Source organism: Ruminococcus sp., assembly GCF_017650195.1.
Taxonomy (GTDB): domain Bacteria; phylum Bacillota; class Clostridia; order Oscillospirales; family Ruminococcaceae; genus Ruminococcus.
In genome coordinates this window covers 13,834-37,265 of sequence record NZ_JAGCFH010000154.1, presented here as the reverse complement: position 1 = coordinate 37,265, position 23,432 = coordinate 13,834, and the positions used below count along the sequence as shown (strand labels likewise).

Annotated in this window: 20 protein-coding genes; 8 read left to right on the top strand and 12 right to left on the bottom strand. The window is 44.9% G+C overall.

Going from position 1 to position 23,432, the window contains the following annotated elements; translation table 11 throughout:
• Positions 1-264: 264 nt before the first annotated feature.
• The 6 genes from J6U00_RS07065 to J6U00_RS07040 all read left to right on the top strand — a co-directional run bounded on the left by J6U00_RS07065 (position 265) and on the right by J6U00_RS07040 (position 4,651).
• Positions 265-1,458: a PLP-dependent aminotransferase family protein gene (locus J6U00_RS07065; RefSeq protein ID WP_296580517.1), complete on the top strand. Its 1,194-nt coding sequence runs from the start codon at positions 265-267 to the stop codon at positions 1,456-1,458.
• Positions 1,459-1,495: 37 nt separating this feature from the next.
• On the top strand, positions 1,496-2,026 hold the full coding sequence (locus J6U00_RS07060; protein ID WP_296580516.1) for a hypothetical protein: 531 nt from the start codon (positions 1,496-1,498) through the stop codon (positions 2,024-2,026).
• Between the two features lie 12 nt (positions 2,027-2,038).
• On the top strand, positions 2,039-3,034 hold the full coding sequence (gene trpS / locus J6U00_RS07055; RefSeq protein WP_296580514.1) for a tryptophan--tRNA ligase: 996 nt from the start codon (positions 2,039-2,041) through the stop codon (positions 3,032-3,034).
• A gap of 187 nt (positions 3,035-3,221) precedes the next feature.
• On the top strand, positions 3,222-4,037 hold the full coding sequence (mazG, locus tag J6U00_RS07050) for a nucleoside triphosphate pyrophosphohydrolase (RefSeq protein WP_296580512.1): 816 nt from the start codon (positions 3,222-3,224) through the stop codon (positions 4,035-4,037).
• A 2-nt stretch (positions 4,038-4,039) separates the two neighbouring features.
• A complete protein-coding gene (locus J6U00_RS07045) occupies positions 4,040-4,342 on the top strand; it encodes an HU family DNA-binding protein (protein ID WP_295078540.1) in 303 nt (100 codons plus the stop codon).
• Between the two features lie 66 nt (positions 4,343-4,408).
• A complete protein-coding gene (locus tag J6U00_RS07040) occupies positions 4,409-4,651 on the top strand; it encodes an RNA-binding S4 domain-containing protein (protein ID WP_296580510.1) in 243 nt (80 codons plus the stop codon).
• Positions 4,652-4,704: 53 nt separating this feature from the next.
• On the opposite strand, the gene J6U00_RS07035 is transcribed toward J6U00_RS07040, so the two are convergent.
• The 6 genes from J6U00_RS07035 to J6U00_RS07010 all read right to left on the bottom strand — a co-directional run bounded on the left by J6U00_RS07035 (position 4,705) and on the right by J6U00_RS07010 (position 10,198).
• Positions 4,705-5,664 carry an NAD(P)-dependent oxidoreductase gene (locus J6U00_RS07035; protein ID WP_296580508.1) on the bottom strand — a complete coding sequence of 320 codons (960 nt, stop codon included), beginning with the start codon at positions 5,662-5,664 and terminating at the stop codon, positions 4,705-4,707.
• Between the two features lie 125 nt (positions 5,665-5,789).
• Positions 5,790-7,193, bottom strand: coding sequence for an ABC transporter substrate-binding protein (locus J6U00_RS07030; protein ID WP_296580506.1), 1,404 nt, complete (start codon positions 7,191-7,193; stop codon positions 5,790-5,792).
• A 203-nt stretch (positions 7,194-7,396) separates the two neighbouring features.
• A complete protein-coding gene (locus J6U00_RS07025) occupies positions 7,397-8,023 on the bottom strand; it encodes a vitamin B12 dependent-methionine synthase activation domain-containing protein (protein WP_296580503.1) in 627 nt (208 codons plus the stop codon).
• A 41-nt stretch (positions 8,024-8,064) separates the two neighbouring features.
• Positions 8,065-8,925 (bottom strand): methylenetetrahydrofolate reductase [NAD(P)H], encoded by an 861-nt coding sequence (metF, locus tag J6U00_RS07020; protein WP_296580501.1) that lies wholly within the window; start codon positions 8,923-8,925, stop codon positions 8,065-8,067.
• A gap of 13 nt (positions 8,926-8,938) precedes the next feature.
• The gene (locus J6U00_RS07015; RefSeq protein WP_296580499.1) at positions 8,939-9,610 is read right to left on the bottom strand and encodes a uracil-DNA glycosylase; all 672 of its coding nucleotides are present in this window, start codon (positions 9,608-9,610) and stop codon (positions 8,939-8,941) included.
• 63 nt (positions 9,611-9,673) lie between these two features.
• Positions 9,674-10,198, bottom strand: coding sequence for a hypothetical protein (locus J6U00_RS07010; RefSeq protein ID WP_296580497.1), 525 nt, complete (start codon positions 10,196-10,198; stop codon positions 9,674-9,676).
• Positions 10,199-10,414: 216 nt separating this feature from the next.
• Here J6U00_RS07010 and J6U00_RS07005 point away from each other — a divergent pair, with 216 nt between their 5' ends.
• Complete coding sequence (locus tag J6U00_RS07005) at positions 10,415-11,161, top strand: ATP-binding protein (protein ID WP_296580496.1); 747 nt, start codon at positions 10,415-10,417, stop codon at positions 11,159-11,161.
• A 53-nt stretch (positions 11,162-11,214) separates the two neighbouring features.
• Here the strand turns inward: J6U00_RS07005 and J6U00_RS07000 are convergent, their stop codons facing one another.
• The 5 genes from J6U00_RS07000 to J6U00_RS06980 form a co-directional block, all read right to left on the bottom strand.
• Positions 11,215-12,147 carry an LPXTG cell wall anchor domain-containing protein gene (locus tag J6U00_RS07000; protein ID WP_296580494.1) on the bottom strand — a complete coding sequence of 311 codons (933 nt, stop codon included), beginning with the start codon at positions 12,145-12,147 and terminating at the stop codon, positions 11,215-11,217.
• Between the two features lie 99 nt (positions 12,148-12,246).
• Entirely contained in the window at positions 12,247-14,487 is a 2,241-nt protein-coding gene (locus J6U00_RS06995; protein ID WP_296580492.1) for a hypothetical protein, read from the bottom strand.
• 407 nt (positions 14,488-14,894) lie between these two features.
• A complete protein-coding gene (locus J6U00_RS06990) occupies positions 14,895-18,359 on the bottom strand; it encodes a cohesin domain-containing protein (protein WP_296580491.1) in 3,465 nt (1,154 codons plus the stop codon).
• A 60-nt stretch (positions 18,360-18,419) separates the two neighbouring features.
• Positions 18,420-20,606, bottom strand: a complete 2,187-nt coding sequence (locus J6U00_RS06985) for a hypothetical protein (RefSeq protein WP_296580488.1) — start codon at positions 20,604-20,606, stop codon at positions 18,420-18,422.
• A 97-nt stretch (positions 20,607-20,703) separates the two neighbouring features.
• The gene (locus J6U00_RS06980; protein WP_296580487.1) at positions 20,704-21,576 is read right to left on the bottom strand and encodes a cohesin domain-containing protein; all 873 of its coding nucleotides are present in this window, start codon (positions 21,574-21,576) and stop codon (positions 20,704-20,706) included.
• A 152-nt stretch (positions 21,577-21,728) separates the two neighbouring features.
• On the opposite strand from J6U00_RS06980, the gene J6U00_RS06975 reads away from it, so the two are divergent.
• On the top strand, positions 21,729-21,962 hold the full coding sequence (locus tag J6U00_RS06975; RefSeq protein WP_296580485.1) for a hypothetical protein: 234 nt from the start codon (positions 21,729-21,731) through the stop codon (positions 21,960-21,962).
• 138 nt (positions 21,963-22,100) lie between these two features.
• Here J6U00_RS06975 and J6U00_RS06970 read toward each other — a convergent pair whose 3' ends face one another.
• Entirely contained in the window at positions 22,101-23,360 is a 1,260-nt protein-coding gene (locus J6U00_RS06970) for a CapA family protein (RefSeq protein WP_296580483.1), read from the bottom strand.
• Between the last annotated feature and the right edge of the window lie 72 nt (positions 23,361-23,432).

Genomic DNA, 23,432 nt, shown 5'->3' with positions numbered 1-23,432 from the left:
TTTTGACCTTTTGGTATCAAAAATTCCTTTTTACAAAAATATATGTTGCAGTCGCCTTAATTATGAAGTACAGCTCTGAAGTTAGCGCTACAAATAAAATAGCAGGATTTTTTTCTCCGCGATTGTTGCTATTTTTAGAATAATGTGTTATAATGTTATGAAAGACTGTGCAAAAGGAACGTAACGTGATGCATTTATGTCCGAAAAGGACGGAGCATAGCTCAACTAATACAATACCAAACAGACGAAAGGCTGGTTTTTATCATGGAATATAAATTCTCAGATAAGGTAAGCAAGCTTCAGGCATCAGCTATCAGAGAAATACTTAAATTCACGGCAGATCCGGAGGTAATATCCTTCGCGGCAGGAAACCCTGCTCCCGAGGCTTTCCCCAAGGAAAGAATAGCAGAGATCTCCGCTGAGCTTCTCAGGGACGATCCCATACTTGCTTTGCAGTACAGCGTGACCGAGGGCTATACTCCCCTCCGTGATCTCCTAAAGGGCTGGATGACAGAAAAGGGCTGCTTTCATAAGGAATTTGACGATCTCATCATAACATCGGGCGGTCAGCAGGCTAACGAGCTCGCCTGCAAGGTGCTCCTTAACGAGGGAGATACTTTGCTAGTTGAGTCTCCGAGCTTCATAGGCTCCCTCAACGCTTTCCGCTCATATAACGTTCACCTCAAAGGTATAGAAATGGAAAACGACGGCATCGACCTGGAAAAGCTGGAAAGCGCTCTCAAAACAGAGAAGAACGTCAAGCTTCTCTACGTTATACCCAACTTTCAGAATCCCACAGGCAAAACTATGTCACTTGCAAAGAGAAAGGCTGTATATGACCTTGCATGCAAGTATGACTTCATAATACTTGAAGACGACCCCTACGGCGAGCTCCGCTTCGCAGGTGAGAATGTTCCCTGCATAAAGAGCTTCGACACCGAGGGCAGAGTAATATACTCCAGCACCTTCTCAAAAATAATATCCTCCGGCTTCAGAACAGGCTACTGCTCTGCTCCCTCGCCGGTAATACAGAAAATGGTGGTCTGCAAGCAAGTCGCTGACGTTCACTCAAATATGTGGGCTCAGGTAGTATCCTACAGGTTCATGTCCACCGTTGACAGAGAAGCACATTTTAAGAAGCTCCGCGCTATATACAAGGAAAAGTGCGACCTTATGTGCGGATATATAGACAATGAGTTCTCAAAGAAAATAAAATACATCAAGCCTCAGGGTGGCCTTTTCGTATGGTGTGACCTCCCCGAGAACTGCAACATGAACGATTTTTGCAAGAAGGCTGTTCAGGAATACAAGATAGCAGTCGTTCCAGGAAATTCGTTCAGCATAGAGCAGGACGAGGTTAGCCACTCGTTTAGACTCAATTATTCTACGCCTACAAACGAGCAGATAAAGAAGGGCATGGACATCCTTGCCCGTATGACAAAGGAAATGCTCGATTGATAATAAAAAAGAAATTACACTGAAAGGATAAACCACTATGCCAAACAGAATGACAGACAGATATAATGTCACACAGAAATATCTCATGACAAGAGGACAGGCTATTAACTTTCCCGCCGAGTACTTCAACAGTATCGTCAAGCTAAAAAAAGACGACGTTTTCGGAGTAGTTATTGATATCCCCATGTCCGCTGATGTGCTCACAACTATGGTATGCTTCATCAACGGAGCTGCAAATATCTACTTCAACAATGGCGGTGAGTACACAGGCGCTTCACAGAGGTACAGAAACCTCGTTCAGGCTGCTCACGCTCTTGTTGCAAATGCAGGTCAGCTAATGCCCAAGGCTGAAAAGACAAAGGCTTATGACCTCCCCAAGGGCAAGACAAACAATATCTTCCTTCTCACAAAGGGCGGAGTATACAAAACTCAGATCGCCGAAGGACTTATCCCAGAGGAGGAGAAAGAGCTCCGTACATTCTACGTTCTCTATCAGCGCGTCCTAAACGAGATCAGAAACTGTCAGCTCAAAGACGACGCTATCAGAAGAAAAGAAGCAAATCAGTAAGGAGAACCTCTAATGGACGATAAAAAGCTGATATTCAGCGGTATCCAGCCCACAGGCACCTTCACACTCGGTAACTATATCGGAGCTGTAAGGAACTGGGGCACTTTGCAGGAGCAGTACAACTGCATATACTGCGTTGTTGATATGCACGCTATAACAGTAAGACAGGAACCTGCAAAGCTCCGTCAGAATACACTAAATTCTTATGCACTTCTTATGGCATGCGGCGTTGACCCCAAAAGGTCGATACTCTTTATACAGAGCCACGCTCCAACTCACGCCGAGCTCAACTGGATACTCGGCTGCAATACACAGTTCGGTGAACTCTCGCGTATGACCCAGTTCAAGGACAAGAGTCAGAAACACCCCGATGACATCAATGCAGGTCTGTTTACTTATCCCACTCTTATGGCTGCGGATATCCTCGCCTACAACGCAGACCTCGTTCCTGTAGGCGTTGACCAGAAGCAGCACCTGGAGCTGGCAAGAAATATCGCTCAGCGCTTCAACCAGCGCTACGGCGACTTCTTTACCCTCCCGGAACCATATATCCCAGAAGTCGGCGCAAAGATAATGTCCTTGCAGGAACCGACCAAGAAGATGTCCAAATCGGACGAAAACCCCAATGCCTGCATACTTATACTTGACGATAAAGACACTATCGTGCGTAAGTTCAAGAGAGCTGTCACTGACAGTGAGGCTGAGATATGCTACCGTGAAGGCAAGGACGGCATAAATAACCTTATGACCATTTACTCCTGCGTTACCGGCAAGGATTTCAAGGCTATAGAGTCTGAATTTGCAGGAAAGGGCTACGGCGACTTCAAGCTCGCTGTGGGAGAAGCTGTTGCAGATCACCTTGAACCTGTCCGTACAGAGTTTTCCAAGCTCAGTGCAGATAAAACATACCTTAAGGAGTGTTATACAGAGGGGGCGCAGAAGGCTCTCAGGTACTCCGGAAGGATAGTTTCAAAGGCCTTCCATAAGGTCGGATTTGTTGATAGGTAGGAAAATAATCAGGTTTTTATATTTACATATATATAACCGAGAGTAATTATATGTCAAAAATATACAAACCACAACTAAGTAAAACCTTTTATTCTACAAAATTGACGAAATTGTAAAAAATAGGTTGCAATTTGACAAATTTTAGGGTATTATATTACATAGCCCGTCATTAAGGGAGTGTTATCCTATGGTTGATTATCAGCAGAAGGATCATTATTCGATCAGTGATCTGCTCGATATAGTCAGGCTTTTGAGAGGCGAGGGTGGCTGTCCCTGGGACAGAGAACAGACCCACCAGTCTATCAGGAGCGACTTCATAGAAGAGACCTGCGAGGTCATAGAAGCTATCGACCTTGACGACAAGGCGCTTCTTCGCGAAGAGCTGGGTGACGTTCTGCTTCAGGTGGTTTTCCATTGCAGAATCGAGGAAGAAACAAGTACGTTTACTTTCGATGATGTGTGCGACGAAGTCTGCAAGAAGCTAATCATCCGCCATCCCCACGTTTTTGGCAGCGTTACAGCCAATACCACCGATCAGGTGCTTAAGAATTGGGACGCTATTAAAATGGAAACAAAGGGACAGGAACGATATACTGACACACTCACAAGCGTTGCGAAGTCACTTCCGGCTCTTATGAGAGCACAGAAGGTCGGCAAAAGAGCAATGCGCGCAGGTATGGATTTTCGCTGCGCTGAGGATGCCGTAGCTTGTATCGGAAACGAAAAGTCTGAGCTGGACGCTGCTATCGCCAACGGCGATAAGGCTAATATCGAAGAAGAGATCGGCGATCTGCTTTTTTCGTGCGTAAATGCAGCCCGCCACCTCGGCGTTGATGCCGAGTTAGCACTTAAATCCGCTACGGAAAAGTTTATCAAGCGCTTTTCTGTCACAGAAGATTTGACTTCTGCGGAAAACCTCGATATGAAGAATCTTCCTATTGAAGAGCTTGACGTTTTTTGGGACAAGGCAAAATCAATTATCAGTAAAAATGGAGGAACGTAAAAATGACAAAGACTGAACTCATCAACTCTATCGCAGAGAAGGCAAGCTGCACAAAGAAGGACGCTGCTGCAGCACTTGAGGCTACACTTTCATCTATTCAGGAAGCTCTCGTAAAGGGAGACAAGGTTTCTATCACAGGCTTCGGTACTTTCGAGGTTCGTGAGAGAGGCGAAAAGACCTGCATCAACCCCAAGACAAAGGCTAAGATGGTTTGCCCTCCTTGTAAGGCTCCCGCTTTCAAGGCTGGTAGAGGTCTCAAGGAAGCTGTTAACACTGTAAAGAACAGCAAGAAGAAGAAAAAGTAATGAATATAACGGGGACAGTCCACTGTCCCCGTTTGCTTTGCAATAATCTGTATAAGGAAGGAATTTATGAGACTTGATAAATACCTCAAAGTAACGCGCCTTATAAAGCGCCGCTCTGTCGCAAACGAAGCATGCGACGCGGAGAAGATAGTCGTGAACGGCAAAGTCGCAAGGGCTTCCTATGACGTAAAGGTGGGCGATATAATCGAGATAAATATGGGTACACGCCCCCTTAAGGTTAAGGTACTTAGCGTTACGGAACACGCAACCAAGGAGAATGCTGCCGAGAATTATACGGTAATAGAATAATAAGCATAAAAAGCCCCGTGCGTCAAACAAAAGACACACGGGGCTTACATATTTTACTTGGTGTTATGTATATCCCACCTGAAAGTTACGAACTTCGACGCACGGGTGCAGTCAAGCATATTATTGTTTTCGTGCTTGCTCAGATCGAGATAACGATAATTCTGCTTCTCTTCCTTGCTAGCTCCGAATATGCCCTTGAGCTTCGATATCGCTCCGCTAGAAGATTTCTGCATTACAGCTCCGAGGCGATGATGCTCACGCATGAAGGTTATGATATCAGCAGCAGTAGTGAGAAGCTTGTCACTCACGTTGTATACTCCCGCATACCGTGCTGAGTCTGCATTCTTTATAAAGCACAGTATAAAGTCCACCAGATTATGTACGCAGCACATCTGAAAGCCATACTGTCCCTCGCCGAATACGAAGAGAGAGCCGTCCTTTGGGTCAGTTATCTTCACCATAAGATTGTCAGTGAAGTTTAAGGTATACACCGGAGCAAAGCGGATTATACAACCGATGAGCTCTTCGTCCTTATGGTGCTGCATTTCGGAAGACATTGCCTTCTCTGATGCATACTTCATGCTGGCATAATTTGTGACAGGCTTAAGATCGCTGTCCTCGCGTATAGGTTCACGTGTCTTCGGGAACTGGTAAACCTGAGAGGTGCTGAGCATAACGATCTTCTTAGCAGTCGATGTCGCAGCGTAGTGATAGATGAACTTATCCGCCACAGCAGACTCCTTCATCTCCTTTTCGGTAACGATTGGTCCGTAATCGTTATCGACGGTAAAAGCAGCATGTACAACAGCATAAAATTTGTAATTTTCAAATAATTCTGCAATGGTATTCTTGTCGGTAGGATCACATTCAACGAAGGTATAATTGTCTTTTCCATCGTTATAACCTGTCTCCTCCCTGTCAATAGCTATGACCTCATATCCCTTTTTCAGCAATCCTGAACAAATATGCTGACCGATAAGTCCACATCCCCCTGTAACGAGCACTTTCTCCATGATCACAGCCTCCTTTCCAAGTTTTAATTAACAAGATCATACCTATTTCTGATCTATTACAGCATTTTGTCGCGCATCATAAAAGTCTGAATATATACCGGTGTACTATTAATGATTTATGGGATTCATCCGACATCCGCAGATCCGGAATCTGCGTTTATCTTTTCAAGATACTTATCGACAGTTGCGTATATCGCCTCATAAGTCTCATTCCACGGCGTTCCTCTTGCAGCCTTTCTGAGACTGTCATCAAGAAGCTCTCCGCAGTCATCTGATATACCCTTTGAAATGTCGATAACAGGATTTTCTTCTGCAAGCTCCTGCATACTGTTCTTCATATCCAGCATTTCCTGAGACCAACCGTAGTCCTCAGTAAACTGCTTATCAGCAAGAGACTTGGTATCCTTGTCGATATGAGTAAATCGCTTGCAGTCAAGATACTTTGCCACTCCCTCGGGATTTGAACCCCCGGTGACGAACATATAAGCTTCAAAGCCTGTGGGAATATAGTATTCGTCCGCCTTTGGGTCCTTTGGCATAGGAACGAAGAATGCGTCGTTTCCGAAGGTTGTGCTCCACTGAGACTTCTCCTTATAAAACTCATACAAGCCCGCAGGATAGAACAGTGTTTTTCCCTCTCCAATATACGCAGGCCGGGCTTCCCAACCTAGATCCTCACTTCCGATAGCTACATAGCCTTTCTGGCTGAGCCCGTACATCCAGTTCTGGACACGCTCCATTGCAGGATCACCGATATTGCTCACCAACCTGCCGTTTTCGATGCTTACTGGCGGCAGACCTATGGTATTCATCAGTCCGAACTCAAACCACCAACCGTCAATACCGTATCTTTGCTTTGAAGGGTCAACGTACTGTTCGAGCATATCCTCAAAAGCGTCCCAGTCCCATTCTCCCTTTGCATAAAGATCTGCGGGATCCTCAAGACCTGCTTCCGCAACGGTCTTTTTATTATATATCACTCCGACCTTATCTCCTGTAGCCTGAACGCCCGACATATAGTGCTTTCCGTTCCATACGAAGCTGTCGTTCAGCTCCTTGACATCCTCCCATAGTGGGGAATCAAAGTCGATATAATCATCCACAGGAGCAAATATCTTCTTTATCGCTCCGTTGGGGAAGGCGTCAAGATTTCCTCCGTAGAAAAAGTCTATGCCCTCGTCAGAGTTTATATACTCCGCTAGCTTTTCGTAGCGGTTTTCATAAGTACATTTATAATATTTTACAGTGCCGCCGTAGCGCTCCTGAAATACTGCAAGATCCGTAGGCACGTTCTTGCCGGTAGAATCCGGGTTTATATCCCAGTCGGAGAGCCACTTTATCTCGCCGTTTTCCAGCTTGTCGCCTGTAAGAAGATCAGATTCAGCGGCATTCTTATGTATCTCTTCCCTTACAGAGGTATCGAGTTCCTTACTGTACTTGGGCTGCTCATCCTTTTTGCTGCATGAAAGAAGAGATGCAGGCATTGACACTATCAGCAATGCAGAAATGAAATACCTTGCTTTTCTCATCATCTAACTCCTTTTTTGTTAGCACTTTTCAAATTTGAATATATCTTTAATTGCGATTTCATCAATTATTGCGTTTTTCTTAATTATATCACTTTGTTACTATTTATGTCAATATCTATTTTACATATATTTTAGAGCGATTTATAGTGATATTATCACATATTACTGATTAAAAAACTATTAAAAAGTGCCTGTATTACGTACTATTTTTTACAAATGTTGCCTGAAAGTCTGTATGCGCAACTGTCCTTCATCGTGCATACTGCACAACCGCGGCTTCCCTTAGTAACTTGAACGTCTGATATCCCTATGACAGCGGTCACGGATTTTGACGGTATTAGCAAAGAGCTATCCGTCACTGTAAGCCCTATGCGTCGCTGAGCGTTAAGTGCAAGCAAAAATCCACGCTGAAGTGTTAACGGAAGATCTCCGTAGCCAGGGCTGAATCGCCATGTCCTGTATGGAGCGGAGAGCTTTGAAAATATCTCTTCCTCGGCACGTTCACAGACCTGTTCTATCGCCGCGCTGCATATACAGTCCAGCGCGAGTGAATACGCCATATTCGTCACAGCTGCCTGACGTATGAGCTTGTCTGCTTCCTGAGAAAGGGTAGCAGCAAGAAGCACGGCTTTATCGCAACCTTTAAGGTGACGCCTTATGTCATCTCCTGTCAAGGGCTCAATCATCGCTCCGAGGAGAACTCCCTCGTCTGTAATAGAGATATCTGTTTCAATATATACATATTTTGGGCGGAGAACCTCTCGCACCTGCTTTTCGGCGCGGTCAAGCAGCTCTGAAACAGCGCTGTCCGGCTCCCCCTTAACCCCCATATACCGTGCGGCTTCCGCCTTTGATATCGGCAGCAGCTCCATTACGCACCTATTATTCCCTTCACTGCTTCGCTTATCTTGCGTGCAACGTAGGGATTGTTCATAGTATAGAGGTGTATACCGTCAACTCCGCTTGCGGCAAGGTCAACTATCTGATTGACCGCGTAAGCTATTCCGGCATCTCGTAGAGCCTCGGGATTATGCTCGTATTTCGTCATGATACGAACGAATTTACTTGGCAGACTTGCGCCGCAGGTAGTTACCATGCGCTCTATCTGTCTCTTGTTAACAACAGGCATGATACCTGCTTCTATAGGCACGTTTATGCCTGCTATGGCAGCCTTTTCACGGAACTCATAAAAGCTGTCGTTATCGAAGAAAAGCTGTGTAATAAGGTGGTCTGCACCTGCATCAACCTTTTTGCGGAGATTGGTTATATCCTCTATCAGGTTTTCAGCGTCAGGGTGACACTCAGGATAGCATGCTCCGGCTATATCGAAGCTACCCTTAGTCTTAATATAGTTTATTAGATCACTGGCATACCTGAACTCCTCCACAGGAGGTATATCAGGATTTATATCGCCTCTTAGAGCAAGTATGTTATCTATACCGCGAGCCTTGGCTTCGTCAAGAGCCGCGTCTATCTCTGCCCTTGTGAAGTTTATACATGGAAGGTGCAGCATGGGTATAATGCCACTCTCCTTTATCTTTGAGGCTATCTCCAGTGCGTACCTGCTGTTTCCGCTTCCGCCGGCACCGAAGGTAACGCTTATGAAATCCGGCTTCAGTCCGTTGAGCTCGTCGAGGGTATCATATATCACCTCTACAGGACTTGTTTTCTTGGGTGGAAAGACCTCGAAGGAAAATACCGTCTTCTTTCCGAAAAGTTCCTTAATATGCATACCTGTCCTCCGTTCAGTCTATCGACCAGTCTATCTCTCCCAAGCCATTAGTGCGGAGAAATACGTTTGCCTTTGAAAAATGCCTGCACCCGAAAAAACCGTTGTACGCTGACAGCGGACTTGGGTGAGCTGCTTTGAGTATAAGATGTTCAGGATTGGTTATGTACTGCTGCTTCGCCTTTGCGTCGCCGCCCCAGAGCATAAACACCATTGGCTTCTCACGCTTGTTTAGGAGTTGTATAACGTCTGTGGTGAAATTCTCCCAGCCTATGCCCCTGTGGCTCCTTGCCTGATCTGCACGTACAGTAAGAACGGAATTCAGCAGCAGCACTCCCTGCTGAGCCCATTTTGTCAGCTCACCATGCTTGCCGAGGTTATCTATCCCAACGTCGTCACGTATCTCCTTGAAGATATTTACCAGTGACGGCGGTGGAGCTACGCCCTTTCGTACTGAAAAGCTCAGTCCATGAGCCTGTCCCTCGCCATGGTATGGATCCTGACCGATTATAACGCATTTAACATCGTTATATGACGTATACTTCATTGCGTTGAAGATATCATACATTCCGGGATAGATACACTGGGTTCTGTATTCGTTTATGAGTGTCTGTCTGAGTTGTAGGTAGTAATCCTTGTCGAACTCCCCTTTGAGCAGCTCGTCCCAGTCGTTGTTGAAGTTTACCATTATCACACGTCCGTTTCTGTATACAAATAAGGGACGACCAAAGCCGCCCCCCCGATATTTGACTTAGTTGAACACCGTATCCTCATAGTACTTGAACTTTACCAGAGTATTCCTCCTGTATGTAAGGGAGCCCGGCTGATTGAATGGCACCTTGTCGTAAGCCTCCGCAGAACACTCAATCTTAAGCTTGTGTCCCTTTCTCGTCACGAAGATGAGCTCGTAATACTCATCGACCATTCTTACCTGTCCTGTACTCTCTATTATCCTGAGGCGGTCGTCGCTCTTTCTGACAAGTGTAGCCATTTCAACTATAGGCTCTGAGGTACGCTTCTGCTGTGCAAACTCATCTGCGGGCTGCTGTCTTTTCTGAACGGGAGCTCGGTCAGCAGGCTCGCTCCTGCGGGGCATTTCGCCGCTCATTTCCGGCTGTTCCTCAAGGAAAAGCGAAAGTAGTCGCCTGAATTTACTTTTGCCGCTGAAAAGAAGTATTATAAGTATTAATATTACTATTATCGCCGCAAGCAATATAAGCAAATTTTTCAGTTGTTCTGTTATCAGTGCAAGCATGATAGGCTTAAATAATGTCATTTCAGTATCCGCGCTTAACGCGCAGCTCCTTTCTATTTCCAGATAAATATAGTATCATACATTATATTATAATATATTTTTTTCGCTATTGCAAGTTCTATTTGCAAATTTATTGAAAATATACAGCAAAATAATGATGTACAGGAGAATAAAACGGTTGCAATTTCATCTAAACTATGTTATAATCAATGGAAATCATTTTTTTGGGAGGTCATAATGCAGAAGATACTCGGTTATATGCGCAAGGCGATACAGCAGTATGGGCTTATCAGTGACGGCGACCGTATCCTTGTTGGTGTATCGGGAGGAAAAGACAGTCTTGTTCTCCTACAGGGGCTCATTCTTCTCAGGCGCTTTATAGGCATTGAATACGGCGTTGCAGCCTGTACCCTCGATATGGGCTTTAAGAACAGTAAGAGTGACTTTACAGCTGTTTCTGAGCTCTGTAGGGAGCATGGGGTTGAGTACAGCGTCATCCCCACTCAGATAGGCGAGATAGTTTTCGACGTACGGAAAGAGCCAAGTCCTTGTAGTTTGTGTGCAAGAATGCGTCGCGGAGCTCTACACGACGCCGCAAACAACCTCGGATGCAATAAAGTCGCGCTTGGTCACAACTACGACGACGCTGTGGAGACCTTCGTAATGAACCTCTTCACTGAAGGACGTATAGGCTGCTTCTCGCCGAGTACATACCTGACCCACAAGAAAATCACTGTTATACGTCCTCTTGTTCTTGCTCCCGAGAAGGAAATACGCAGGGCTGCCAGAAGAAACGAGCTCCCCATTGTTAAGTCTATATGTCCTGCTGACGGTCATACAAACCGGCAACGTACAAAGGATTTCCTTATAGAAATGGAAAGGAATGACCACGGATTTAAAGACAGGCTCTTCGGTGCAATGAAACGCGCCAATATTGATGGCTGGGGCGGTATAGACTGGACACCTCCAGTAAAAAAGGACTAAAAAGGCTCTCCGAATGGAGAGCCTTTTGATTATTCATTAAGATGACTAATTAATTAGTCTTCCTTCTTTCTGAGAACAAATGCTGTACCTACAGCAACTGCAAGACCAGCAACAGCGAGAGCTGCACTTGTATCGCCTGTCTTAGCTGCGTCAGCCTTCTTAGTTGTTGTGCTTGTAGTAGTTACCTTCTTAGTTGTTGTAGAAGTTGTAGATGTAGAAGTTGATGTTGATGTAGATGTTGAAGTTGAAGTAGATGTAGAAGTTGATGTTGAAGTAGATGTAGATGTTGAAGTTGATGTTGAAGTAGATGTAGATGTTGTTGTAGTTGTTGTAGTTGTTGAAGTAGTTGTAGGCTGTGTAGTAGGTGTATCATTAACTACTTCGATAGAGCCCTGCTCAATGCCGTTTGTGAATACCCAAGCCTGCATGAGCTGACCAGCTTCATCCTGTGCTACATTTGTGAAGAGGTCCTTAGCTGTCTGTGTGCTCTTGTACATAACCTCAACCTTGTATACATCGCCAATCTTTGCATCAGAAGGAACCTTTAAATCAAAAGTCCAAAGAACACCGTCTCTACCAGAGTTCTCAGATGCACCTGTTGTTAAGAATATGCCGTGATCACCATTCTTAGTCATATCCTTGTTGAGCTTCTTACCAGCTGCGCCGATCTCAGCGATGTCGCCATCTCTCTCAACAAGTGTAAGTCTCTCATCATAGTCAATGTGGAAACCTGTAGGAGCGTAGTAGCCCTCAGCTCCAGATACAGAAAGTGTCATTTCAACCGGATCGCTGATTTTTGAGATTCCAACAGTTGCTTTGTTAATACTAATTGTGGGCTTAGGATCAGCTTTTGACGGATCATACTTTGATGTATCATATGTGTCGCCTGTTGCTGAACCAGCAATAGCAGTCATTGCTGTGCTTGAAAGAGCTACAGCAGAAACAGCGAGTGCAGCGATAGCACTCTTAAATGCATTCTTCTTCATTGTCATTATTTCCTTTCAGATATAATATATTATATATGTTTTCTGCCGCCGCTAATCGGCGGCAGATTAAACATTCTTAATATTGACCGACCTAGTCAGTCATGATTTCTTGGCTGTTGCTTCAGTCCAGAGTTCCTTGTTTGACTTAGAGTTATTGTCCTCATTTGATCTTAATGTGTAGAATCTAAGGATCTGCGAAGAGTCAACAGCATCAACTATTCTGTCGCCCTTTCTTGCAAGTCTTGTAACAGGAGGATCAGCATCAGGATTTACATCGCAAAGGAATGCTGCGAATTCCTCATACTCGTTTCTCGGATTTGTTGCAAGCTTGCTCTGTGAAAGGTTAACCTCATAAGCTGTCTTACCGCCTGAAAGCAGAGTATAGTATCTGAGAACCTGTGAAGCGTCAACTGCATCTGCGAAACCATCAAGGTTTGCATCGCCCTTAACGCCGATATAAGCTCTGATTGTAGCAGGCACTCCAACAGCTTCCTTAACAGCCTTGCCGTCAACGTAGATGTTTACGTCATACCTGAAGTTTGTATTGTCTGCCTTGTACGTATTAGCAGGTGTTGCATCACCAAAGCTGATTCTGTCTGCTGAAACGTCCTCTATCTTGTCGATTTCCTTAGAGTTGACCTTATTTCCGTCAGCATCTGTATAGCCTTCAACATAGATTGTGTGAAGCTTAGCGTTCTGAACCTGAACCTTGTCGAACTCTTCTTCGATGTTGAAGTAGTAAGCATCGTCTGTATCGTAGTCAAGATACTGCTTAACCATTGATGTAGTTACAGTAGTTGTAGTATTATTATCTGTTGTTGTAACAGTAGTAGTTGTATCAGTTACGAGAACTCTCTCGATCTGAACGTCAACGTCGCCAATCTCCTTGGTCTTGAGGCCTGAAAGATCTGTAGCAGCTGTTATCTTCTTGTAAGAATTTACAAGAACGTAACCCTGCTTAGCAAGATACTCTGATAACTCGTTGATCTCCTTCTCGCTCTCAGGAACTGTAAATGTTACCTTACCCTTAGCACCCTCTGTCTCAGCCTTAATGTTCATAAGACTGTCAGCGAACTTGCCAAGGTCAGCAGCGGAGATGTTGAACTTGTTGTCTGTAGCTTCCATAGCCTTAGCGTAGTACTTAAGAACAGTTTCGTTAGCAGCGATGTCTGTTGCTGTTGCAGGAATCTGCTCTGTTCTGCCCTTATCGGCAAGGAACTGATTAACTCTTGCTATAGCCTCTGAAACATTTGCGTAAGTCTTCTCACGCTTCTGTGATCCAAGGAAGTATGTAACCATTCTGTTGCCCTCGCCTGCTACAGCTATGAACTTGTCAAGCTTTTCATCGTACTTCTTCTGAAGTGTATCAGCAAGTGACTTCTGGAACTTCTCCTGGATACCCTTGTCTCCAGCAGCCTTAATAGCCTTTAAGCTGTCCTGGAAGAACTTAGGAAGCTGACCGAGGTAATATGTATTGCCGTCGTTGCACTTATACTCAAACTCAGCAGAAACTGATGTACCGCTGTTAAGATCTGAACCCTTGATGGTAACTATGAATTCACCGCCTACCTTTGTGGGCTCCTCATCTGTTGCAGTAAAGTCGATGTCAGACATCTCAATTGCTACATAATCCTGAGCAATGTTTTTAATTACGTCATTGTCAATAGTTATTTCTGCAACACTTGCAAGATCCTGGATGGTCTTAACATCATCGCTAGCAAGCTCGGGGATTCCATACTTTTCAGCGAGGTCCTCACGAACTGACTTATCAATTGTTGAAAGGTCTATGTTCTTAAGCTCATCAATATCAATTCCCTCAGGAAGGATAGATGTATCAAATCCCTCTGGCAACTCATACTTAGGAGCATTTGAACGTCCAGGAGCAGCCTTAGGAGCCTTTGATGCACCATTCATTTCACTCTTTATCAATTCATTGAAGTCGGGCTCTGCAACCTTACCTGAAATAACAAGGTCAAGGTTTGACTTTAAATTGTAGTTAACATCGCTAAGCAAGTTTAATGCATACTCAGCAACATCCTTATAATCGCCAGCCTTGCTGATGATCTCCTCAGCATACTCGTTAACGTCGATTGAACCGCTCTTACCCTCAAATGAAGCAAACTTGTAGAGTAAGTTCTTGTTCCATTTGGATACTGTCTGATCTGCGGGGATATAGAGCAGATCCTCGATTGTTACTCCACCCTTTTCCTCAGCCTGCACTTTTACGGTACCTGCAACTTGATTTGTTGATACAGCATTTGCATAAGTGAGACACTGTGTAAGAGCCAGCGGGACAGCTGCTGCTGCTGCGATTGCTCTCTTGAATAATGAATTCTTCATCGTTCTATACCTCTCTAACATGTTTATTCCCCTTTTGCCCGAGACACGTCTTGGTCGCAAGCGGCCCCGTGCATTAGGCTAAATTTCGGGGGTGTAATCTGCGTAAATGTACAATTCGCCCCAAAATTCATAACTTCATTTTATCACATAAACAACAATAAGTCAAGCAGAAGTACGCATTTTTTTCAAAAATTATTGACGATTAATATTCTGCCTTTTTGTGCTTATTTCACAATATAGGCCTTAATGGAACGTAATATTTTCGAACAATTGAACTTTTAGTATTATTTATCGCAATTTCCGTTATTTTTTTTAGCTTCAGCATCCCTATTATAGCATTACGTGCATACTATGTCAATCGGTATTTTATGTAAAAAAAAGCAGGTCTTTCGACCTGCTTTTTTAGATTATGAACCAGTAAATTCGCTTGCTGATTTCTTCTGAATGCTTTCCCAAAGCTGTCTGCTAGTATAATCGTTATAAGACGATGACGATCTCTGTGCGTAGAACGCAAGAATCTGTGAAGCGTCAACAGCACTTATCTCTCTTACTGCCTTCAGTGTAGACCAGTTACCTGCATCCCATTCGTTTTCGGTTACATCACCGAGGAATGCTGCGAAGTTCTCAAAGAGCTCCTCCATTCCGGAAGGTACTTTAAGACCGTTCTTATTATGTGTACCAATGCTATATCCGGAAGGAACATTTCCGTTTACTGAAAGGAATGAGTAGTATTGCAGAGCGATTGAACAGTCATTTGCATCTACAATGTTGCTAAGAGTGATATCACCCTTAACACCGATATAAGCAGTAATAGTAAGTGCATCGCCTGTCTTGTCAACAAGTGCCAGATCACCGTAGAATGCCGGAACCTGATACTCAAAGTCTGACAGCTCAACTTCAGTTTCAGTGCCATGCTCTGTAGAGTTGTAAACCTCCTCAGGAGTTGCACCATGGTAATTCACCAGTGAAAGATCAATATTCTTTCTTACTACTTCTCTTCCATCCTCATAAACGTCTACAATGCTGAGGGCCTTTACCTGACCAGCCTGGAAACCGCTGTTCTCCTTTGCTCCGTCATCGTGGCTGAAATAGAAGCCTGCTTCTGTAGAAATAGTAGCATAAGCCTTAACCCAGCCCTCGCTTGTGGAGGTTGTGGAGTACAGAGTAACTGTTGTGGTAGATGTGCCTGTTGATGTGCTTGTAGTAGTTGTTGTTGTGGAAGTATTAGTATCTGTCGATGTGCTCGTTGTTGAGCTTGTCGAAGAACTTGTTGTTGTAGTATCTGTCGATGTGCTCGTTGTTGAGCTTGTCGAAGAACTTGTTGTTGTAGTATCTGTCGATGTGCTCGTCGATGTGCTTGTAGTTGTAGGCTTAGTGTCAGTCGATGAGCTTGTCGAAGAACTTGTTGTTGTGGGCTTAGTTTCAGTCGATGTGCTTGAACTTGTTGTTGTAGTAGTTGAAGATGTAGTAGTTGTCGATGTTGTAGGTGTCAGAACTGTAATGCTGCCCTTCACTGTGAAGATCTTGGAAGCAATATTCTCTGACTTTTCGCCTGAAGCTGAGAGATCCTTGATCTCAACAGGTATAACTGTACCTGGCTTAGCGTCCTTATCGATCGTATACTTGAGTTCAACTACTGTTGCTCCGTCAGCAGCAGAGTGTCTTTCACCCTTGTTATCAAAGAACATGATTCTGATCTTGTCATCGCTCTTTAATACCTTGCCGTTGGAGTAAGCAGTTACTTCGCTTACGTCTGTAAGCTTAGCACCGTCGCCTGATGCCATATCAAACATTGCACCGCTGATAGCGAGTGCGCTCTTGTTAGGATCATAAACAGTAACCTTGATAGTTACCTCATCGCCGGCATAACCCGCAGCATTACCAACGATCCATGCTATTGCCTTATCCTCAGGAATAACAATGGGCTCAGTTGTTGTAGTTGTTTCGGTATTATTTGACTCGCCGGACAGAGTTGTAGTTGTTGTAGGATTACCGTCGTTTGTTGTTGTAGAAGTGGTTGTAACTGAAGTTGTAGAGCTTGTTGTAGTTCCACCAATAGTGATAGAACCATTCTCAAACTTTACCTTTGAAGTTACGTTAACACCCTTTTCAGCACTTACTGTGGTATCCTTCCACTCTACAGCATATGTACCTGCTGCACAGTTTTCGGGAATATCGAATGTAAGTGTCATGATAACTGTACCATCAGCCTCTGCCTTACCTGTTGTCTTAGCAAAGAGGTAAACATTCTGCTCAGCGTTCTTTGAGAGCTCTGCGCCGTAAGGAGTACCCTCGATCTTATTAAGAGTTATAGGAGACTTAGCTGAGATACCAAACTGACCGCCTGCAATAGCGAGGTCAGAAGTTCCCTTAACGGTTACCTTCAAAGCAGCACTCTTAGTACCGGGCTCTACTGTTACATCTTCGATGTCCCATGTGATTGCCTTCTGAGCGTTTGAAGCTACAGTGATAGAACCGTCAACGAACTGTACCTTTGAAGTGATATTCTCAGATAATGCGTTACTGATGCTCTGATCAGCCCACTTTATCTTGTATGTGCCTTCCTTGCAGTTGTCGTCAACCTTGAAGCTGAGCTTTACAACTGTTTTGCCATCTGCTGCTGCTACAGCTGCTGTACCGGGCTTACCGAACATAAGGATACCCTTGCCGATATTAGCGCTTATAGCTGCATCATAAGCCTCTGATTTCTCAGAATAGGATGAAAGCTTGATGCTGTCAGTCTCAGAAGCGATAGCAAACTGTGCGCCTGCGATAGCTACTGCTGCGTCAGCTGAATCAACAACTGCACTGAGCTCTACTGTATCTCCAGGAGCTGCTGTTTCGTTTCCGAGTACCCACTTGATCTTGCCATCAGCAGAAGCCTTCTTGACTGTGATAGAACCATCCTTGAATGTTACCTTTGAAGTAATATTCTTAGCCTTTCCGTTACTTACAGTCTGCTCTGCCCACTTAACATTATACTTGCCCTCAGCACAATCTGTAGGAACAACATAAGTAAGTGTCATAATCTCAGCCTTATCGGCTGCAACAACGCCGTCCTTAGCGAACTTGGAGAAGAGGAATGCAGGCTGAGCGCCCTCTTTGTTAACCTCTATCTCAGCGTCATAAGCTCCGCCGCCCTTAACGGAATCGAACTTGAGGGGTGAATCAGCGTTGATAACGAACTGACCGCCTGCAACTCCGATTGCGGAACCTTCAGTATTATTTACGTAAGCCTTAAGAGTAACCTTCTCACCAGGCTCAGCTGTAACATCGTCGAGTACCCACTCGATTGTACCTTCTTCAGCGTCCTTCTTGACATTGATAGCACCATCTGTGAATTTTACCTTGTCTGTTACATTTACGCCCTTGGGAGCACTTGCTGTACCCTCAGACCACTTTACGTCGTATTTACCCTCCGCACAGTCTGCGGGGATAGTGAATTTAAGAGTACCAACTACAGAATTCTCTGCAGCTATCTTACCCTTTACACCACTAAAAAGAAATGTATTTTCGTCTGCATTGGAAGCAATATTGTAACCGTATGCATTACCTGTTACGATTGAATCGAACTTAATCGGCGCGGCAGCTTTGATTGTAAACTGTCCGCCTGAAACCTCAAGGCTTGAACCCAGTGCAACAATTGGCATTGTGACCGTCTGGCCGGGTGCTGCTGTTACTGTCGGGATCTTCCATTCAACTGTTCCGTCTGCAGCGAATGTCTTAGCAGAAACATCCAGTACTTCGCCCATACTAATGTTAGGCTGCTCGGCAGATATACTACCGGCAGCACTAACTGACGAAGCAAATGCACCTGCCATGAGCGATACGCTCATGGCAACGGATGTAACTGCAGAAAGCAGTTTCTTCATCAGTGCATTTCCTTTCCGAGCATTACGCTCTTATTAAATTAGTACGTTCTTATACTGTTCTCAAACGGGGAGCTTGTCGATGTACTTGAGGCAGAACTTAACGAGTGTCTCCTGGTCGTCAGCATCAATCTTAACGCCCTTAGGATCTACTGCGCCTTCCTTAGCCTGAGGAGCGTTAACGTCAGCGTTAACCTTACCCTGAGCTGTGAAGTAATCGATTGTGTTGTCGTTGAGGTATGTGAGTACGAGAACAACGTCACAAACGTCTACAGCGCCGTCGCAGTTAGCGTCACCCCATACAGGAGTGAGCTTGTCGCCCTCTGCAGGAGGAGTTGTAGTTGTAGTTGTTGTAGTTGTCTTGCCTTCCTCTGTAGATGTAACAGTTGTAGTTGTAGTTATAACTGTTGTAGTTGTTGTAGTTGTTGTTACTACATCACCAACTGTGATCTCGAGCGGAACAAATGATGTCTCATAATTGAACTTTGTGCTGTCCTTGAATACCTTGCACTGGCTGTCGAAACCTACTGTGTATGTTCCGTTTGCTGTGCCTTCAGGGATTGTAACAACGAGTGTGAATGCAGCCTTGCCATCTGTAGGAACGAGAGGCTCACCGTCTGTACCTGTTGATGTGAAGTTTGCACGGTACTCGTCGAGGTTTGTAGAAACCTTCTTGTTGCCGAGAGCAGTTGTCTTGCCGCCAATAGCAGTGATCTTGATCTGCTCTGAAGCCTTGAACTGTACGTCCATAGCTGATACAGGCTTGCCGTCTGCTACTACGTTTGCATAAACTGTGATCTCATCGCCAGCCTTTGCTGTAACCTTGCTTGCGCCATTCTCATCTGCAAATGTAAACTTGATGTCTGCATTTGAAGACTGACCGCCGTCTGTTACAGTTGTTGTAGTTGTTGTAGGCTGAGGAGCAGTTGTAGTTGTAGTTGTTATAGGAGGATCAACAACAACATCGCCGCCGTCACCAACTTTAATTGTAAGAGGTGTGAATGCTGTCTCATAATTGAACTTTGTGCTGTCCTTGAATACCTTGCACTGGCTGTCGAAACCTACTGTGTATGTTCCGTTTGCTGTGCCTTCAGGGATTGTAGCAACGAGTGTGAATGCAGCCTTGCCATCCTCAGGAACGAGAGGCTCACCGTCTGTACCTGTTGATGTGAAGTTTGCACGATACTCATCAAGGTTTGAAGAAACCTTCTTGTTGCCGAGAGCAGCTGACTTACCGCCGATAGCTGTGATCTTAATCTGCTCTGAAGCCTTGAACTGAACGTCCATAGCTGATACGGGCTTGCCGCCAGCTGTTACGTTAGCAAAAACTGTGATCTCGTCGCCAGCCTTTGCTTCAACTGTAGACTTACCGTTCTCATCAACGAAAGCAAAGCTGATGTCAGCGTTTGATGTCTGACCACCAACTGTTGTTGATGTTGTTGATGTTGTTGTAGGCTGAGGAGCAGTTGTTGTTGTAGTTGTTCCAGCAACGTCGCCGCCGTCCTCTGTAACCTTGATTGTCATTGTCTCAAGTTTAAGATTCTTGCCCTCTGTAGTGAATCTTGTCTTCTCGCCTTCAACCATAGGTGAGGGGTTGTTGTTCTTTCCTGAAGCATCTGTGTTGTACTCACAGAACTTGAGTGTGTAAGTACCAGCTGCGATGTTCTGGGGAATAACTGTATCAAATACATAGAAAGGATATGAATCAGACTTATCGCCAGCCCAAGCATAATCCTCACCGTTACTCATCCATGAGCATCCGATATAGTAGTTGTCAGTACCAGCTGCGGTCTGGGATGAATCTACACCGAATACATAGAGACCAGCTGCTGAATAACCGTCCAGCTTATTGTAATTACCTGCAAATGAGATATAGTTATCACACTTGAAAGTTGAACCCTTGATTGTATATTCCTTCTCGTCAGATGTATATGACTCTGTAGGATCATAAAGCTTGAATGAGATATCCTTTGAGTCTGTTGTTACAGATACGAGAAGTGAATCAGTTGAATTATCAACGCCTTCCGAATAGTAAACTGCCGAAGGAAGAACATAACCGCCAGCAGGAATATCCTTCTTATTAATTGTTATGGAGGACTGAGCATCAGCTGAAGCTGGCTTGCTGATGTCATATGTTTTAATAGCAAAGCCCTTGGAAGCGTCAGCAGCGCCTACTGAAGCAGGAACTACCGTGCTTACCAGTGATGCAGCCATACACAGTGATGTGACTGCAGAAATTAACTTTTTCATTTGTAATAATTCCTTTCTTTAGGTTTTTACGCCTATTAATAAAACATAAATTGGGTTTGTATTCCTTTGTAAGGGGGACAAATCAGATAATCTCGGATCAGAGCTCAGAAATGAGCTTGAGCAGGAACTTCTGGATCTTAAGAGCATCATTTGATGTAAGACCCGCTACGTCTTCATCAACATCGCCGTTGAGCTGTCCCTGTGAAGTGATGTGCTTGGAGTCTGTACCATCCAAACCATACTTATTCGGGTTAGCGAGGCTCTGCATGATGAGAACTGCATCTCCCATGTCTATCGTACCGTCACAGTTAGCGTCTCCGCGAACGATCTTGCTCGTAGGCGGCTGAGTCGTTGTTGTAGTAGTAACGATAGATCCTACTGTTACGCTGCCGTTAGAAACCGCTGTTGCGATTTTGACAGGCTTTCCGTCCTTCTCATAGCCACAGCCGATGTCTCCGTTTGAGGAGCCTGAACCTGCATATGTCTCACGATCGATAGGAACGATCTTGAGTGCTGATTCTGTACCGCTTGCTGCACCGCTTACAACAGTACCCTTGATAGTACAGAATACGCCGTCGCCCTTGAGCCAGTACGAAGCGTCATCAGTAGAAGTAGACCAGATCATGCTCACATAGCCCTCTGACTTGTTGATTGAGCTTTCAAAGAGAGGTGAGAGTGATGCTGACTGATCAGCGGACTCTGCGCTCTTGTTTATGAGAGCTCCCTGTTCAACAGATTCGATTGTGAGCACCTTGCTGTCATAAGTTACAGCAAAGTCAAGTGCCTGGATACCGGAAGATGGAATATCAGCTAACGATACATCCACCGAGAAAGCTGCACCTGCCTCTGCGCTTGTTTTGCCAACGGATATCTGCACTGTTTCGCCAGCAGCTGCAACAGGTGCAAGTGAGCAGACTGAAAGTGAAAGCATCGCAGCCAAAGCTCCGACGACTACCTTTTTTGTCTTCATTATTTTTTCCTCCTTCTTCAATAATGTTATATAACAAAGGAACGGTTGCCCCTTATTATATCGTGTCTTTTAGCAGCGGACATTGTCTTCCGCCCTCTCTGCAAAACCGTATTCACCGATATACGAATGAAAGTGTGCCAAGCGGGCGGCTCATGCCGCTACCAGTCATACAGACGAGGCTTAAGCTGTCAAAGCTGCATTTCGGCGGATCCTGTTCAGATCCGGCGTTTGTCCACGCCGCTCCGAAGCTCCCCTCTGCCGTCAGCCTGCGACTGAAACGCGCTCTGCACGCAGTGGTTTTGTCACAAGACGCATCACACTGCCGTGATGAGATACTTAATCCCATATCTATATTTATTCATGATTTCATTATATATCAGGTCTAAAAAAAAGTAAATAGGTTCATATCGTTTTTGGTATTTTACATAAACTGCAAAACCTATTTTTGTCGGTTTGCACAATGAAAAAATTTCACAAAAAAGCCATTTCGAGGCTCTTTCTGAACGAAAAATGAATTTATCAAATTATTTGTTAAGCTTGCGAAATTCAGCAGGAATTTGCTCCTCAATTATGCTGTTTATAACGTCCCAGCCAAAGTCCGTATAAGTACCCTGAGGCACCGCATAAGGAAGACCGTGACGCTCTGCAAGTTCTGGTGAATATTTGCTGTATGGATAGACCTTCATATTGGAGAAACCGCCCTCATAATGAATGATCGTGGGTATGCAACCCACGTTTTCAAGCCTAAGCTCGTTGGTCTCTCCGTCAATTACTATATCAAAGTCGGGGAGTTCTCCCACGACGTTGAAGTTATCTGTCTGAGCGCATATAAAATTGCCCATAGAGTAGTAAACGAAGCCCTTCGTTCCGTCATCTCGCTCGATCCATTCCATAGTCTCTGCGGTATGAGTGTGACAGCCGAGTATCACATCAGCCCCCCAGTTCACCATTTTATTTGCAAGCTCGATCCTGTCCTCGGTGACGACAGTAGTATCGTCCTGTCCCCAGTGAGCGGACACTATGACAACATCTGCCATTTGCTTGGCTTCCTTGATTTGGCGCTCGATGACGTCCTCCTCTTCGTTCATGATGACTCTGAGTGGAACATCGTTAAGCAGGCTTTCAAAGCCGTTTATATGGTGCGCGTAGGCAAGAAAAGCGATCTTGACGCCATTCACCTCGCGTGTGCGTATACGATTTGCGTCCTCCTCGTTAAGATAAGCACCGAGGACTGTGAGGTCTTTTTCCGCCGCCTTCCTGTTCCAGAAGTTAATGGATTCCTCAAGACCGTCAGTACCCATATCGAGCAAGTGGTTATTAGCCATTGTGAACACGTCGAAGCCTAGGTCGATAACTGCGTCAGCTACCTCCGGTGGAGAATTGAAGATAAGGACTCCTCCTTCGGCTCCTCTTGGCTCATTGCTTTCGGAAATTACTGTTTCCTGATTCAGTATGGCAAGATCAGCACCCTCGATTAGGTACTTGACCTCAGAATACAAGGGTTTGAAGTCGTAGCCGTACCCTCCCGCTAACTCGCGAGCATTGACCATGACCGAATGATGTATCAAATTGTCGCCTGCTGCCGTTACATGAACGACCTTGTCAGGCGGAAGCGTTGTAAGTTCCTCGGTAGTTTCCTCTGGAACCGTAGTTGTCGTTGTTTCGGATACGGACTGCTGACCGCTGTCAAGCTTTCCGACAATATTGCCGCAGCCTATACCGCCTGCCACCAGTGCGATGAGAACCGCCAATGCACCGGCTGCACGTCCTTTTCTTAGTTTCATAAAGGTCTCCTTTTGCAAAAGCAGTATAAAAACGCCACAAATATACCACTTTTCATTTCATATTATATCACA